This window comes from Bacillus sp. SRB3LM, from assembly GCF_015712745.1.
In the GTDB taxonomy this organism is placed as follows: domain Bacteria; phylum Bacillota; class Bacilli; order Bacillales; family Bacillaceae_G; genus Bacillus_A; species Bacillus_A thuringiensis_K.
In genome coordinates this window covers 385,738-401,321 of sequence record NZ_VWVQ01000103.1, presented here as the reverse complement: position 1 = coordinate 401,321, position 15,584 = coordinate 385,738, and the positions used below count along the sequence as shown (strand labels likewise).

Genomic DNA, 15,584 nt, shown 5'->3' with positions numbered 1-15,584 from the left:
TTCTCTTTATTTAATCCGTTTTTTGTGAGTCTTTCATTAGTACTGGATAGAGAATAAGGCCTAATACGAATAATCCAATTCCTAAGAAGAATGTTTTTAAATCAGCAGTTCCCGTTTTGATAACCCAAATAGAGTATACCAACGCCAATGTAGTAATGATTCCATCTTTTACTCGAGATCCTGGCAGTATATCATACGTTTCTCCTGTAATAACTAATTTTAATTGGTACAAGGTAGAAACAAGGTATGGAATTAAATAGGCTAATGTTGCTACGACGATAGCGAAACTATACGCTTCTGAAACAGTACCAGAAATCGTTGAAAATAAGAAAATTTGCGTCATTACATTTGTAATCAATAATGATTTTGAAGGACTACCTTTTTTATTTGTTTTCCCGAAAAACTTAGGGAAAAGTCCATTTTTTGCTGCCTGGTAAGGTACTTCTGAACTAACAACGATCCAGCCAACTGTAGATCCAAATAAAGATATAAGAGCGAGTAAAGCCATTATATATGCGCCTTTATTTCCAATTGCTAAATTTAATGCGTCTACTAATGGTTTTTGAGACTCTTTTAAAGCATCTTGCGGAAGAGCTCCCATTGTAAGTAAAGTAATTGACATGTAAATAAGAAGAGCGATAATTAATCCGAAAATCGTAGCTTTTTTTACATCGCGCTGTGATTTTGCACGATTAGAAAGCATAACTGCTGATTCAATACCGATAAATGCCCAGAGTGTTGCAATAGCAGCTGAATTGATTTGTCCACCTAATGAGATTGATTGTCCTGCTTCATTCATAAAGGTTTGACCGTCTCCGAAATTAGAAGCATTGAAAATGAATAATGTAATTACAATAAACATTGTAAATCCGATAATTTTTGCAATGGTAGCAAGTAGATTCATATTTCCAGCTCGATCAATATTTTGAGAAAGAATATATTGAATTCCCCACAGCATAAGGCTACATACGAGGAAAGTTAACCCTTTTCCGAGTTCTAGTGAAAATCCGTTTATTGAAAAAAGAATTTGCTTACTTTGTAAAACTGGAAAGAATGTTGATAAATATCCAGCGAAGGAAATAATAACAGATGCTGTTGCAGCCCAGTTAGCAGCCCAATATCCCCATGCCATACTATATCCTGCAACTTTACCAGCTTTTTTTGAAGGAAACATTGCTTGAGCATAGCTTTGTGGTCCAGCTTTTAATTCTGGTTTACGAATCGCTAAATTTCCAAATACAAGTGCAATCATAAATACGCCAAGGCCTGTAATACTCCATGCGAGTGTAGAACCCATTGGACCTGATACTTGTGCTAAATTTGCTGGAAGCATAAATACGCCACCGCCAACCATATTCCCGATAACAAATGCTGTTAAAACCCATAATCCCCATTTTTTCGTTTTCATTTTTGTTAACTCCTTTGTAGTAAGTTTTGCTTAAACATCATTTTTCACTAGCTTTTTGACAATAAAAAAAGAGCCATGTAGATAAAAAAATACCTACATGGCTCTTTCGCCAAAGCGTAGGTACAACGGGAATAACCCTTGTACCTACGCGTAATTTTTCCGCTAGGTTTCAAGGGTTACGTATGATGATGATGTTTTTGTGCAAATGTAACTACAGTTGTTGTATAAGTAAGCATAGTTCTTTGCTCCCTTTCTCCTCTGATTTTGAAGTTAGTATACTACATGTTTTTTTGAATGAAAAGAAAAATATAAAAAATTTTATAAAAATACGTTTTAAAGATTAAATATTTACCTATATTTTTCTTGTAATGGAAAATAAGTGAGAGATTGGCAGAAGAGTGAAGCATGTTATAATACATATAGAATTATAAGGTGACAAGGGGCTATTGTAGATGATGAGTAAGTATGAACAAATTTATACAGAAATCAGTAAATCTATTGATAATAAACAATTAAAAGAGGGATGCAAAATCCCATCAGAAACAGAATTAATGAAGCAGTATGAGGCAAGCCGAGGCACGGTAAGAAAAGCGGTAGATTTACTGCAAGAGCGTGGATATGTACAAAAAATTCACGGAAAAGGTGTGTTTGTTTTAAAGCGAAAAAATATTGAATTTAATTTTGGTGGTATTGTAAGTTTCCAAGAAGAAAATGAACGTTTAGGGCGTCATTGTATTACAGACGTCGTAGAAATGGAGAAAATTGAAGCGACGAAAGACGTAGCAAAGTTATTAAACGTGAAAGAAAAAACAGTGATTGACCATATTAAACGTGTACGAAATATTGATGGAGAAAAAGTAATTTTAGATATAAACCATTTTGTATCGGAATATATTCCAGGCTTAACGAGAGAAATTGCAGCTACATCGATTTATAAATACATTGAGAAAGAGCTTGGGCTACATATTAGTTATTCACAGAGGGTAATTGAAGTACAGCCATGTACAGAGGATGACAGAAAGTATTTAGATTTAAATGGAACAGACTATGTTGTCGTTGTGAAAAACTTTACACATTTGTATGATGGAAGTCAGTTTGAATATACAGAATCACGCCACCGCTTAGATATTTTTCACTTTTCGGATGTGGCACGTAGGAAGTAAAGAGGTGGAACAAAATATTGTTTCATCTCTTTTTTTTATAAAAAAAACACAAACTCGTACATACGAGTGTTGACTAACTTATATATACGAGTTAATATGTAATTGTAAACGGTATCAAAAAAAGAAAAGAGGGACGGGAATATGGGGAAAGACTATCGTAAAACAGCAGAGGAAGTGTTGCAGTATATTGGTGGGAAAGACAATATTGAACAAGCTGCGCACTGTGTGACGAGGCTCCGTATCGCTTTAAAAGATGAAAGTAAAATAGATAATGATAAATTACAGTCTGTTTCATTAGTGAAAGGAGCTTTTCATAACGCTGGGATATTTCAAATTGTAATTGGTCCAGGGGATGTAGATCGAGTATATGCGGAATTGATAACGCTTGCGGGTATGAAAGAATCGACTGTAGCTGACGTAAAAGATTCAGGTAACCAAAAGTTAAATCCAGCTCAAAAGTTTGTAAAAATATTTTCGGATGTATTTATGCCAATATTACCAGCGATCGTAACAGCTGGTTTACTAATGGGTATTAACAACCTATTAGGCGCAAAGGACTTATTTTTTGATGGGAAAAATTTATTAGATGTTTATCCAAACTTAGGCGGGCTTTGGGATTTAATTAATATGATGGCCAATACAGCATTCGTATTCTTACCAGCACTTGTCGGGTGGTCAGCAACGAAGCGTTTTGGTGGTAGTCCAATACTAGGGATTGTTATGGGATTAATGCTTGTGCACCCGGCCTTATTAAACGCTTGGGATTATGGAAAAGCAGCGACTGGTTTAGAGGGGCAAAAGATTGAGTACTTCAATATTCTAGGACTGTTCCAAATTGAGAAGGTAGGATATCAAGGACAAATTTTACCTGTTTTAGTAGCAGCATTTGTATTAAGTAAAGTAGAAATTTTCTTAAAGAAACATGTACCAAATGCAATTCAATTATTAGTTGTACCAATTACAACAATCGTTGTGACAGGTGTGTTAGCATTAGGAATTATCGGTCCGGTTACACGTCATATTGGAGATTTATTAACAGTAGGATTAGTAGGTGTATATGAAACAGTACCAGTAGTTGGAGCAGTATTATTTGGAGCATTATATGCACCGCTTGTAATTACAGGTATGCATCATATGTTTATTGCAATTGATTTACAATTGATTGCACAACATGGCGGTACATTTATTTGGCCGATGATTGCTCTTTCTAACATTGCCCAAGGTAGTGCGGCACTTGCGATGTTCTGGATTTCTAAAAATCAAAATGATAAAAGTATGGCATCAACATCAGCCATTTCAGCATACTTCGGTATTACAGAACCAGCGATGTTTGGTGTGAATTTACGAAATAAGTTCCCGTTTTATGCAGCGATTATAGGGTCTGCTGTGGCAGCGATATTCATTACATTAAATGGTGTATTAGCACCTGCTATCGGAATTGGCGGATTGCCAGCATTTATTTCTATCATTCCGAAATCGATTCCAATGTTTATTGTCGGAATGATTATCGCAGTTGTAATCCCAGTTACTTTAACATGGTTATTTGCAAAAAGAGTCAAACAGAAGTAGGAGGAAGTTAAACATGAAGGATTGGCATAAAAGTGTAGTCTATCAAATTTATCCGAAGAGCTTTAATAGTTATTACAATAGGGAAACCGGGGATATAAAAGGGGTTACAGAGAAACTAGATTATTTAAAAGAACTCGGAGTGGATTATATATGGTTAACACCGATATACCAATCACCACAAAATGATAATGGATATGATGTAAGTGATTACTACAGCATTGATCCATCTTACGGAACGATGGAAGAGTTTGAAGAACTTTTAGCAGAAGCGAAAGTACGTAACATTGAGATTATGCTTGATATTGTTGTAAATCATAGTTCGACTGAACATAAGTGGTTTAAAGAAGCGAAGGAAGATAAAAATAGTCCATATCGTAATTACTATATTTGGCGTGATGAAAAAAATAATTGGCAGTCTAAGTTTGGTGGATCTGCTTGGAAATATGATGAGAAGACGGAGCAATATTATTTACATTTATTTGATGAAACACAAGCTGATTTGAATTGGGAAAATGAAAAACTTCGTGAAGAAGTATATGATATGATGCGCTTTTGGCTGGATAAAGGGGTAACGGGATTCCGATTAGATGTCATTAATTTAATTTCAAAAGACCAATGCTTCTTAAACGATGAAGGTAATACTGCGACAAGTGATGGACGCAAGTATTATACAGATGGCCCGCGTGTTCATGAATATTTACAAGAGATGAACCGCAATGTTTTTGCAGGAAAAGATGTAATTACAGTTGGAGAAATGTCTTCTACGACAATTGATAATTGTATTAAATATTCTAATCCTGAGCGCAATGAACTGAGCATGACGTTTAGTTTCCATCATTTAAAAGTAGATTATCCGAATGGTGATAAGTGGAAGGAAGCAGAGTTTGATTTCATTAAATTAAAAGAGATTATGTCTAACTGGCAAATTGAAATGCAAAAGGGCGGAGGATGGAATGCGTTATTTTGGTGTAATCATGACCAGCCTCGCATTGTGTCACGCTTTGGTGATGATGGAAAGTACCGAAACGAATCTGCAAAAATGTTAGCGACAGCTATGCACATGCTGCAAGGAACGCCTTATATTTATCAGGGGGAAGAAATCGGTATGACGAATCCTAAATTTGAGTCCATCGAGCAATATCGTGATGTGGAATCGTTAAATATATACGATATAAAGCTAAAAGAAGGGCTATCAAAAGAAGATATTATCGGGATTTTAAAGCAAAAATCTCGTGACAACTCTCGCACTCCGATGCAGTGGAATGAAGAAATAAATAGCGGGTTTACAACAAGTACACCTTGGATTTCAGCGGCTAAAAATTTTAAAGAAATAAACGTAGAGAAGGCACTAGCCGATAAAGAGTCTGTATTTTATCATTATAAAAAACTAATTGAACTAAGAAAAACATATGATGTTATGACAGAAGGAGAATATGCTATTTTAGATAAGAATCATCCTAAGATTTGGGCATATACACGTACTGTAAATGATGAGATATTACTTGTTATCAATAACTTCTATGGAGAAGAAATAAAGTATTCTGTACCAGCTCATGTTCAATTAGATGGAATGAAACAAGAGGTACTACTGTCGAATTATAAAGATTGCAGCAAGGATATTACAAAACTTAACTTAAGACCATATGAATCAATTGTGTATCGATATACGAAATAAAAAGGTTGTATGCCCGAGCGGCATACAACCTTTTTATTTTAAGACACCACTATACAAAATATTTACATCTACCTCAGGTTTGAATTTTACTTTTGCATAATCTTTATTCCAATTTTTTTTCTTCCATAAGTCAGGGTGATAGGCGATAAGGTGTCTTCCGATACCGAAAGCATCACAGTTAGCTTTTTGTAGCTTGTTAGTTATCTTTTTAGCTTCTTTCGTAAGCTGTTTAGACAATTCTTTATTTAGTTTTTTTCTTTCATCCATTTTATAAAGGTTATCTCTTGGAGCTTCAAGCGCTATCACTTTTAGTTGTAGTTTAATGTGAGCATAAACATTTCCTTTTTTATCTGTCGTTATTTTTAAGTCTCGTTTTAACTTTCGATTGCTAATTTCCATTGTTAAATAATCAGATGTCTTCTCTGATTTCTCGCTAGTAAGCTTTTGGGTTATACGCGCACTTGTTCCCATTTTTCCGGTTAATAATACGAATAAAACCGATTGTTTCAAAGGTAAATGCCCAGTTAATTTATCATTGTTAAATAAAGCTAACCCGTTTGTAATTACTTCTTTTCCTTTTATTTTTATGGAAGGGAGTATAAAGTCTTTACCGGGGTCTAACATTTTTGTAGCAGCTGTTTCTAAAGTTTCTTTTGGAAATACACTCATATCTTCTAAGCTTTTCACTTTTTTCTTTAAAAAATCTCCAATTAATAAATTTCCTACTTTCTTTTTTTCGAGTACCTCGGACGTTTCACCATCTACTGCAATAAGCTTTACTAAAGCAGTTGGATTTGTTGGATCCCGAAAACTGACATCTAAATAGGGTAGTATCCCTTTTTTTAGAATTTTGGTTCCTAGTAATTGAACACCATATTTAAAATAGCGAATATTTCCAGTCACATTTTTTTTTAGGGAATCGCTTGTATCTCTTATGTTATGCCCGGTTGCTGAATGTATTTCATTCTCGAATGAAGATTGTTCTCCGCTTGAACTTTTTACGAGCTCGATTGTTTGCTGGAGTTTATTCTCTTCCGTAATATCAGCTCCAATACTATAAGCTAATCTCGCTTCTCTTAATGGTTCTTGATCCCAACAGCCAGAAAGGAGGGAACTAGTACATAATATAAAAAGTAATTTAACTCTTTTTTGGAACATATTGTTCTCCTTTCTTCTTTCTTATTACTGAATAAAGTAGAAATAAAAGAGGGAGGACAACGATGAAAATATAGGTAAACTTATCAGTGAAAGTTGCAATTACTTTTAATTCTTCAGGTGTATCTATAAATAAGGCTACACTAAAAGCAATTATACCAACGATTGGAACAGCTTTTTTATGATTAGCAAGGTTGAATATGTGTCCAATGCCGATAGAAGCAGCACAATAATAACTAGCAATAGAGGCAGCGACAGTTATCATCCAAATTGGTATGAAGATTAGGTCCGTTCGGTCTATAATTCCAATATGCAAGGAGCGTAATAAGTAAGCAACTGGCTCTGGAATAAGCTCAACTTGTTTTGGACTAAATACGATAAAGCAAATCCAAACGGTAAAAGTATAAAAAAGTGTTACAAATCCATTAGCGATAGAAATGGCCTTCAGTTTTGCCACAGAACTCCCGTTTACTTTTGGAAAGGCAATAAGAATAATTTCAAAACCATACATGGCTGTAATTGTTTCTTTCGATGCTTGAATAATATTCCACCACCCAGCCTCTGTAAGTGGGAAAATATAAGAAAAATCAGCTCGGGAAAACCCTAGGGCAATTAAAAGGGCCATTGGAATAATGAGAATAGAGGCCATGACATAAAATCGTACGATGACTTTAAATGTATTATAAGCGACATAACAACAAGCTACTGTACATAATATGAGAATTGCAGACCACGGAGTTGCTTGTAAAACCCATACTTTAATGACATTACAAGCATTTAACATAACCGTCATACCGATAAGTGTAAAATAAAAAACATAAGCAAAACCTAATAGTTTTCCAAACTTATTACCAAATAGCATACAAACACTTTCATACATATTTGCATCAGGAAATCGTTTTAAGAAAAGCCACATAAGTAAAATAATAAGTTGAATTGCCAGACCAGCGATAAGAGCAGAAATCCATCCACCACCTTTTGCTATTAGGTGAAGACGGTTCGGTAGAGAAAGTATGCCCACTCCGATTTGGCATTGAATAACGAAAAAGGTAAATTGAACTAGTGAAATTTTACTTTGCGTGTTTGTCACCGTCCTCATCCTCTCTCGTTACATGTTGGCGTTGCATTTTTTTCGGCTTTGGATCATGTGGTCTTTCCCAAAATGACCAAATTGGTAGTCTTACGAAAGAATCTTTCATATCTTTTATCCGCATCGGGGCAACAGGAGAAAGATATGGTGTATGAAATGAATGTAGCTGACATAAATGAACAAAAGTTATAATGAGACCGAATGATATTCCTAAATATCCGAATATAGCAGCAAGAAGCATTAATGGAAAACGAAGAATGCGAACTGCTGAGCTCATATCATTTGATGGAACGAGAAAAGATGAAATTGCAGTTAAAGCTACAACGATAATCATTGTGTAAGAAACAAGCCCAGCCTTTACAATTGCATCACCAATTACTAAACCACCTACAATACCGATTGTTTGTCCCACTCGGCTCGGCAAGCGAATACCAGCTTCGCGTAACAATTCAAAGATTAATTCCATTAAGAGAGCTTCAAAAATAGGAGGAAGCGGTACTTTCTCTAATGAAGCTTTAATTGTATACACAAGTTCGAGCGGTAACACATCAGGATGAAAAGCGACAGTTGCAATATATAAAGCTGGCAAGAGAAAGGCAATTAAAAAACTTACTAAGCGAATCATTCGGACGAAAGAACCTACAATCCAGCGGTTATTATAATCATCTGGTGATTGATAAAAAGCGAATAACGTAACAGGTACGATGAGCGCTGTTGGGTCCCCATCAGATAAAATTGCAACCCGTCCTTCCATTAAATTAGCAGCGGTCCTATCTGGACGCTCTGTATTTAATTGCTGCGGAAATGGCGAGAAGGACGTATCCTCTATGAATTCTTGTATGTATCCTGGAGGCATAAGTGCATCTGTCTTAATTTTTTCTAACCTTCTTTTCACTTCGGCAACTAGATCGTCATTGGCTATATTTTGCATATAAGCAATTGCCACTTTCGTGTGCATCTCTTCACCGATTGTAAAGTACTTAACAACTAAATTTGGACTCTTAATGAGTTTGCGAATAGAGGTTAAATTCGTTGCTAGATCCTCTACAAAACCAGTATGTGGACCGCGCACAATTCCTTCATTATCAGGCTCTGCTATATCTCTCTTTAAAGATAAAGCTGTTTCGAAAATACAAAAACTATTGACATGTTCATGAAAATATAAGGATTTACCTTGTAATAAAACCTGTACTCCATAATTTAAATTCGTTTCTTTTTTCATATTTAATGTGGAAAAGGCTTTATCTAAGGACAGATCCGATCGAGTTAATAATGGTTCAAGAGCTAATTGATGAATTAAATTTGGATCTGCTAAAGATTCAATATATAAGATTGTTCCTTTTCCGTTTTGAAAAGGGAGATCTAATTTTTTTATATCATCAGAATGAGAAAGTTTATTTTCAATGTAATTAATGTTCTCCGGAAGTGATGGAAACATATGCTTTTGTTTTTTACTCTCTTGTTGTTCTTTTTTCTCTGTCATACTTTCCACCTCTTTTAGAATAAAATTACTTCTGTTAATTTTTGCTTTTTGTGAGAAATTTATGCTTGGATTATTTTTTTAAGAAGAGAATTGAAAGTTACGTTACATTGTCTTTTGTGCATTATTCAATTTCATAGCAGTACTTCTCACGTTTGTGTCGAATTAAGAAGATATATAGGAGGGATATATATGGAAATAGCTGTAGAACGTGTTTTTACAAAGGAAATTTTAGCAAGAGCGGCAAGGGAATTTCATGTAACAGTAGAAGAAAAGCCACTTGGAGATTTTGAAAATTATATTTTTAAGGCAAAGGGTGATAATGATGAAGATTACGTATTACGTTTAACACATTCTTCTCATCGCTCTAAACAAGAGGTAGAGGCTGAACTAGATTTTTTACGATATGTTGCAGAGAATGGGGCAAAGGTAGCAGGACCTCTTGATTCAACGTCTCGAAATCTCGTAGAAGAAATCGTAGCAGAGGATGGAACGTTCTTTTTCGCGTCTTTATTTACATATGCAAAAGGCGAGCAAGTAAAAGGGGAAGGATCACCTTATTGGGGAGATGCTTATTTTGAAGCATGGGGAAAAGCGATTGGACAACTGCATCGCCTAACAATGAACTATCCTAAAACGAATCATCGTGATACGTGGGAAGAAGACGAAAGTGGGATTATTAATGAATTAGAAGATGATCAAGTGAAAAAGATTGCAGCGGTATTAATGGATGAAATTAAGGCTCTTCCAGTTGAAAGAGAAACGTTCGGTCTTATGCACGGTGATATTCATCCAGGTAATTTTCATTATGATGGTAAAGAGCTAACAATCTTTGATTTTGATGATGCGGCTTATAATTACTTTATACATGATTTAGCGATGGTTCTATACTACTCTGTTCTATTTACACCGTGGACAGCAGAAGAGAAAACAGATTTTGCTCGTAAACAGTTACAAGTGTTACGAAAAGGATATGAGTATGAGCACAGGCTGGCGGATAGTTGGTATGAATCGTTACCACTATTTTTACGTTTACGTGACATAGGTCTATACGGCACACTCCAAAAGAAGTTTAAGGGGAAAGATATGCCAGATAACTTCCAAAAATTATCTGAAGAGTTATATGAAAGAATTATAAGCGAAGAAGCAATTGTGAATATATAATACATTTTGTTCAAAACAAAGTATACAAAATAAATGTATACTTTGTTTTTTTATACAAAAATATGTTTGTTTTATTAAAATAATATTGTCCTAGATTCGGTATGCACTTATAATTTTATATATATTCTGAATATTCTTTATAAAGAAGGAGGGGGAATGTTGGAAACTTTCGTAAATTGGTTAAATAATATTGTTTGGAGTCCAGCACTTGTTTATTTATGTTTAGGAGTAGGTTTATATTTTTCCATTCGAACAAAGTTTTTACAAGTAAGACACGTAGGAGAAATGGTGAAGCTGACATTTCAAGGAGAAAAATCAGAGGCTGGTGTTTCTTCATTTCAGGCGTTAGCACTTTCTTTATCAGGGCGCGTTGGGACAGGGAATATCGCTGGGGTAGCAACAGCGGTTGCATTTGGTGGACCAGGGGCTGTATTTTGGATGTGGGCAGTAGCCTTCTTAGGAGCAGGTTCTGCTTATGTAGAATCGACATTAGCGCAAATATATAAGACGAAACATCAAGGACAGTTCCGAGGTGGTCCTGCTTATTACATCGAAAAAGGTTTAGGAGTTAAATGGTATGCTTTAGTGTTCGTTGCAGCGACAATTCTTGCAACAGGACTTTTATTACCGGGTGTACAAGCAAATAGTATTGCTGTAAGTTTAGAAACGGCTTTTGGTATTAATACTACCGTATCAGGGGCTATATTAGTTGTCGTATTAGCTCTTATTATTTTCGGTGGAGTGAAGCGAATTGTTAACGTAGCGCAAGTTGTCGTACCGTTTATGGCAATAGGCTATATTTTAGTAGCTTGCGTCATTGTTGCTATGAATATTGAAAAATTGCCAGAAGCATTTATGTTAATTATAAGAAGTGCATTTGCATTAGAAGCTGCTTTCGGTGGTATTATCGGTTTAGCAATTTCTTGGGGAGTAAAACGTGGTATTTATTCCAATGAAGCAGGGCAAGGAACTGGACCACATGCAGCAGCAGCAGCTGAAGTATCACATCCAGCTAAGCAAGGTTTAGTGCAAGCATTTTCCGTTTACATTGATACATTATTTGTTTGTTCAGCAACAGCATTTATGATGATTATTACAGGCATGTATAACGTATTTGATGCAAGCGGAAAAAACTTTATCGTTAATAAATTAAATGGTGCTCAGCCAGGACCAGGATATACACAGGCGGCGGTAGAATCTGTTTTCCCTGGATTTGGAAACGGTTTCGTTGCAATCTCGTTATTATTCTTCGCGTTTACAACAATTATGGCGTATTACTACATTGCAGAAACGAATATTGCGTACTTAAATCGAGATAAAGATCGTCCTTGGTTGTCTATGGTACTAAAATTTGTTTTTTTAGGAGCTGTATTCTACGGCTGTATTAAAACAGCAGCAACGGCGTGGGCTTTAGGTGATATCGGTGTAGGAATTATGGCATGGGTAAATATCATTGCGATTTTACTATTACAAAAACCTGCATTAGTCGCATTAAAGGATTATGAAAAACAGAAAAAAGAAGGAAAAGATCCAGTATTCGATCCGCAGCCATTAGGAATTAAAAATGCTGATTTTTGGGAGCATGAATACGGGAAAGATAAGAAAGAAGAAGTATCTTAACAGAATAGAAATGAAGAAGCAAAGGGGAAACTCTTTGCTTTTTTTTATGGACAAATTGAAGCTAAAAGTTATTTTTGGGACTATTTTTGAATATAAAAAGAATGTACATGCATTGTTAGGGGAAGGGGGAGTATGTTGATAGAATTTCGTAATGTAAATAAATATTATGGTAACTTTCAAGTTTTGAAAAATATTAATGTGCAAGTGAAAAAAGGCGAAGTGGTAGTAGTTGTCGGGCCTTCAGGATCAGGAAAAAGTACGTTGCTTCGGTGTATAAATCAATTAGAGCCAATTACAGATGGAGAATTAATTGTACAAAATACAGAGGTACACAATAAAAAAACGGACATGAATGAATTGCGGCGAAATATTGGGATGGTCTTTCAACATTTTTATTTATATCCACATAAAACGGTTCTTCAAAATATTACATTAGCACCGATTAAAGTAAATAAAGTTTCCAAAGAAGAAGCAGAGAAAACAGCAATGTTTTATTTAGAGAAAGTAGGAATTCCAGAGAAGGCTAACGTATATCCACATCAATTATCCGGAGGACAACAGCAACGGGTGGCAATTGCTAGAGGACTTGCAATGCAGCCGGAAATTATGCTATTCGATGAGCCTACGTCTGCTCTTGATCCAGAGATGATTGGAGAGGTACTTGATGTTATGAAAGCACTGGCTAAAGAAGGGATGACAATGGTTGTTGTCACGCATGAGATGGGATTTGCGCGAGAAGTAGCGGATCGGATTTTATTTATGGATGATGGCAAAATCATTGAGGATACAACACCGGCGCAATTCTTTGCGAGTCCTGAACAAGAAAGAGCGCGTCTATTTTTAAGCCGAGTGTTAAACCATTAAAGGAGGAGTTTTATGCTTAAAATGAAAAAGTTGTTTATGTTAATCATATTCTCGTGTTTATTCGTACTTGTCGTTGCTGGGTGTGGAAGTAAAAAAGATGAGGCGAAGGAAACAAATACGAAGCAAGGCAGGGCTGTTGAACAAATTAAGAAACGAGGGAAATTAGTAGTCGGGGTAAAGAATGATACGAATTTATTTGGATTAAAAAATCCTTCAACAGGGCAGGTAGAAGGATTCGATGTTGATGTCGCGAAGGCACTTGCGAAAAAGATTCTTGGAGATGAAAAGAAGCTAGAGCTGAAAGAAGTAACGTCTAAAACACGTATTCCAATGCTGAAAAATGGTGATATTGATGCAATTATTGCAACAATGACAATTACGGAAGAACGCAAAAAAGAAGTGGATTTTTCAGATGTATATTTTAAAGCAGGACAATCGTTACTTGTGAAAAAAGGAAGCAATATTAAGAGCGTTGATGATATAAAACAAGGCGTTAAAGTATTAGCTGTAAAAGGATCAACATCTACAAATAACATTCGTCAAAAGTCACCAGAAGCGACTGTATTAGAGTTTGAAAATTATAGTGAGGCATTTACAGCGTTAAAGGCAGGTAAAGGTGATGTGTTGACGACAGATAATGCGATCCTTTACGGAATGGCAAAACAAGATTCTAATTATGAAGTAGTAGGAAAAATTTTTACAGATGAACCATACGGAATTGCAGTGCGAAAAGGGGCAGATGATTTAACGAAAGAGATTAATACTTTAATTAAAGACATGAAAGCAAGCGGGGAGTATGACAAATTATATGAGAAGTGGATTGGACAAAAACCAGAAAAGTAGATAGTAAAAGTGAGAGGATGAGAGTACTCATCCTCTTCTTGTAAAGAAAGAGGGGAGAATATGTGCCTGATTTTTCTATATTAACGAATAACATTGATATGTATTTAGAAGGATTTAAATATACAGTTATGTCTAGTGTAATTGCATTGATAGGCAGTTTTATTTTAGGAGTAATTTTGGCAGTAATGCGTATTGCACCTATTCGTATTTTAAATTGGATAGGATCAGCTTTTGTGGAGTTTGTAAGAAATATTCCACTCGTATTAATTGCATTTATATTCTATTTTGCTTTACCTGTAATAGGAATTACTTTAAATGGTTTTGTAGCAGGAACAGTTACGCTTACGGTATATACGGCAGCTTTTATTGCGGAAGTAATTCGCGCTGGTATTTTATCAGTTGCGAAAGGGCAAATGGAAGCTGCCCGCTCTTCAGGGCTAACGTATGTGCAGGCGATGTATTATGTTGTCTTACCCCAAGCTGTGAAAATTGTAATTCCCCCTTTAGGAAACCAGTTTCTCAATTTAGTTAAAAACTCTTCAATACTTGGAATCATTGCTGGTGCTGATTTAATGTATCAAGGAGATTTAATTTCAACGAAGACGTTTGTTACGTTTGATGTTTATATATTTGTCGGGATGTTTTATTTAATATTAACAATTCCGCTCAGTATGCTAGTGCGTTATTTAGAAAAACGCTTGGCAAAGGAGGCGGTGTAAATGGATTTCAAGGGAGCAATTACAGGAGATCATATTCTATTTTTATTAAAAGGGTTACTTATAACATTAGAGGTAGCGCTCATAGCAATTGTACTTAGTTTTATTATTGGAAGTGTAATCGGTATATTGCGCTACACGAAAATACCTGTCGTCTCACAAGTATTAGGAGTTATAGTTGAACTGATTCGAAACTTACCACTACTGTTAATTATATTTTTCACGTATTTTGCACTTCCAGAAGCAGGCTTGAAATTAGAAATTATAACAGCTGCAATTGTTGCTTTAACAATATTTGAGGCAGCAATGATATCTGAAATTGTTAGAAGTGGTTTATTGTCTATTGAAAAAGGGCAGGTTGAAGCCGCACGATCTTCGGGATTAACTTATGTGCAAGCGCTTTGGCATATTATTTTGCCACAAGCATTAAGGAGAATGGTTCCGCCGCTTGTCAGTCAATTTATTTCATTGCTGAAGGATACGTCGCTAGCGGTTGTTATATCACTCCCTGAGCTTATGCATAATGCTCAAATTATTAGCGGGCAAAATGTGAATTACATGATTCCAACATTTATATTAGTAGCTTGTATGTACTTTATCGTAAATTATAGTTTATCAATTTTATCGAGAAGATTAGAACTTCGTTGACTCTTACAATATATGTAAGGGTTTTTTCCTTGTTTCTCCTTATTTTCCTCTAAATAGAATCTAAATCTTGCAATAATTAGATTTTTTTATATTATTTTATCAGAAAAGTTTTAATTTTATATAGAAAATGTAATCGCTTTCGTGTATATTTTTATTATCAGAAAATTTTAACAAGATATAGGGGTATTG

Annotated in this window: 12 protein-coding genes and 1 pseudogene; 9 read left to right on the top strand and 4 right to left on the bottom strand. The window is 35.2% G+C overall.

The features are described from left to right. Nucleotides 1-10: 10 nt before the first annotated feature. Nucleotides 11-1,408 carry an amino acid permease gene (locus F3I02_RS29210; protein ID WP_196478676.1) on the bottom strand — a complete coding sequence of 466 codons (1,398 nt, stop codon included), beginning with the start codon at nt 1,406-1,408 and terminating at the stop codon, nt 11-13. A 452-nt stretch (nt 1,409-1,860) separates the two neighbouring features. Between F3I02_RS29210 and treR the strand changes: the two genes are divergently transcribed. From treR to treC, 3 genes are all read left to right on the top strand, one after another. Then, nucleotides 1,861-2,571: a trehalose operon repressor gene (gene treR, locus F3I02_RS29205; RefSeq protein ID WP_000987236.1), complete on the top strand. Its 711-nt coding sequence runs from the start codon at nt 1,861-1,863 to the stop codon at nt 2,569-2,571. A gap of 141 nt (nt 2,572-2,712) precedes the next feature. Then, nucleotides 2,713-4,140: a PTS system trehalose-specific EIIBC component gene (treP, locus tag F3I02_RS29200; RefSeq protein ID WP_196478675.1), complete on the top strand. Its 1,428-nt coding sequence runs from the start codon at nt 2,713-2,715 to the stop codon at nt 4,138-4,140. 13 nt (nt 4,141-4,153) lie between these two features. After that, a complete protein-coding gene (gene treC / locus F3I02_RS29195; RefSeq protein ID WP_196478674.1) occupies nt 4,154-5,815 on the top strand; it encodes an alpha,alpha-phosphotrehalase in 1,662 nt (553 codons plus the stop codon). A gap of 33 nt (nt 5,816-5,848) precedes the next feature. Here treC and gerKC read toward each other — a convergent pair whose 3' ends face one another. Genes gerKC through gerKA form a run of 3 tightly spaced genes read right to left on the bottom strand, consistent with a single transcriptional unit; the run spans nt 5,849 to nt 9,543 of the window. Next, nucleotides 5,849-6,973 (bottom strand): spore germination protein GerKC, encoded by a 1,125-nt coding sequence (gene gerKC / locus F3I02_RS29190; protein ID WP_000486845.1) that lies wholly within the window; start codon nt 6,971-6,973, stop codon nt 5,849-5,851. Continuing rightward, the gene (locus tag F3I02_RS29185) at nt 6,954-8,060 is read right to left on the bottom strand and encodes a GerAB/ArcD/ProY family transporter (protein ID WP_000185767.1); all 1,107 of its coding nucleotides are present in this window, start codon (nt 8,058-8,060) and stop codon (nt 6,954-6,956) included. The genes gerKC and F3I02_RS29185 overlap by 20 nt, the downstream gene beginning before the upstream one ends. Further along, nucleotides 8,041-9,543: a spore germination protein GerKA gene (gene gerKA / locus F3I02_RS29180; protein ID WP_000136664.1), complete on the bottom strand. Its 1,503-nt coding sequence runs from the start codon at nt 9,541-9,543 to the stop codon at nt 8,041-8,043. The genes F3I02_RS29185 and gerKA overlap by 20 nt, the downstream gene beginning before the upstream one ends. A 189-nt stretch (nt 9,544-9,732) precedes the next feature. Between gerKA and F3I02_RS29175 the strand changes: the two genes are divergently transcribed. The 6 genes and pseudogenes from F3I02_RS29175 (at nt 9,733) to F3I02_RS29150 (ending at nt 15,395) form a co-directional block, all read left to right on the top strand. Then, on the top strand, nt 9,733-10,704 hold the full coding sequence (locus tag F3I02_RS29175; protein WP_000401633.1) for a phosphotransferase enzyme family protein: 972 nt from the start codon (nt 9,733-9,735) through the stop codon (nt 10,702-10,704). Between the two features lie 159 nt (nt 10,705-10,863). Then, nucleotides 10,864-12,324 (top strand): alanine/glycine:cation symporter family protein, encoded by a 1,461-nt coding sequence (locus tag F3I02_RS29170; RefSeq protein WP_000447398.1) that lies wholly within the window; start codon nt 10,864-10,866, stop codon nt 12,322-12,324. After that, a pseudogene (locus F3I02_RS29165) lies at nt 12,269-13,188 on the top strand (amino acid ABC transporter ATP-binding protein). The gene F3I02_RS29170 and the pseudogene F3I02_RS29165 overlap by 56 nt, the downstream one beginning before the upstream one ends. Nucleotides 13,189-13,200: 12 nt before the next feature. Further along, nucleotides 13,201-14,031, top strand: a complete 831-nt coding sequence (gene glnH, locus F3I02_RS29160; RefSeq protein ID WP_196478673.1) for a glutamine ABC transporter substrate-binding protein GlnH — start codon at nt 13,201-13,203, stop codon at nt 14,029-14,031. A gap of 62 nt (nt 14,032-14,093) precedes the next feature. Continuing rightward, the gene (locus F3I02_RS29155) at nt 14,094-14,750 is read left to right on the top strand and encodes an amino acid ABC transporter permease (protein ID WP_001112667.1); all 657 of its coding nucleotides are present in this window, start codon (nt 14,094-14,096) and stop codon (nt 14,748-14,750) included. Next, nucleotides 14,751-15,395, top strand: coding sequence for an amino acid ABC transporter permease (locus F3I02_RS29150; RefSeq protein ID WP_000345957.1), 645 nt, complete (start codon nt 14,751-14,753; stop codon nt 15,393-15,395). The last annotated feature ends 189 nt before the right edge of the window (nt 15,396-15,584 follow it).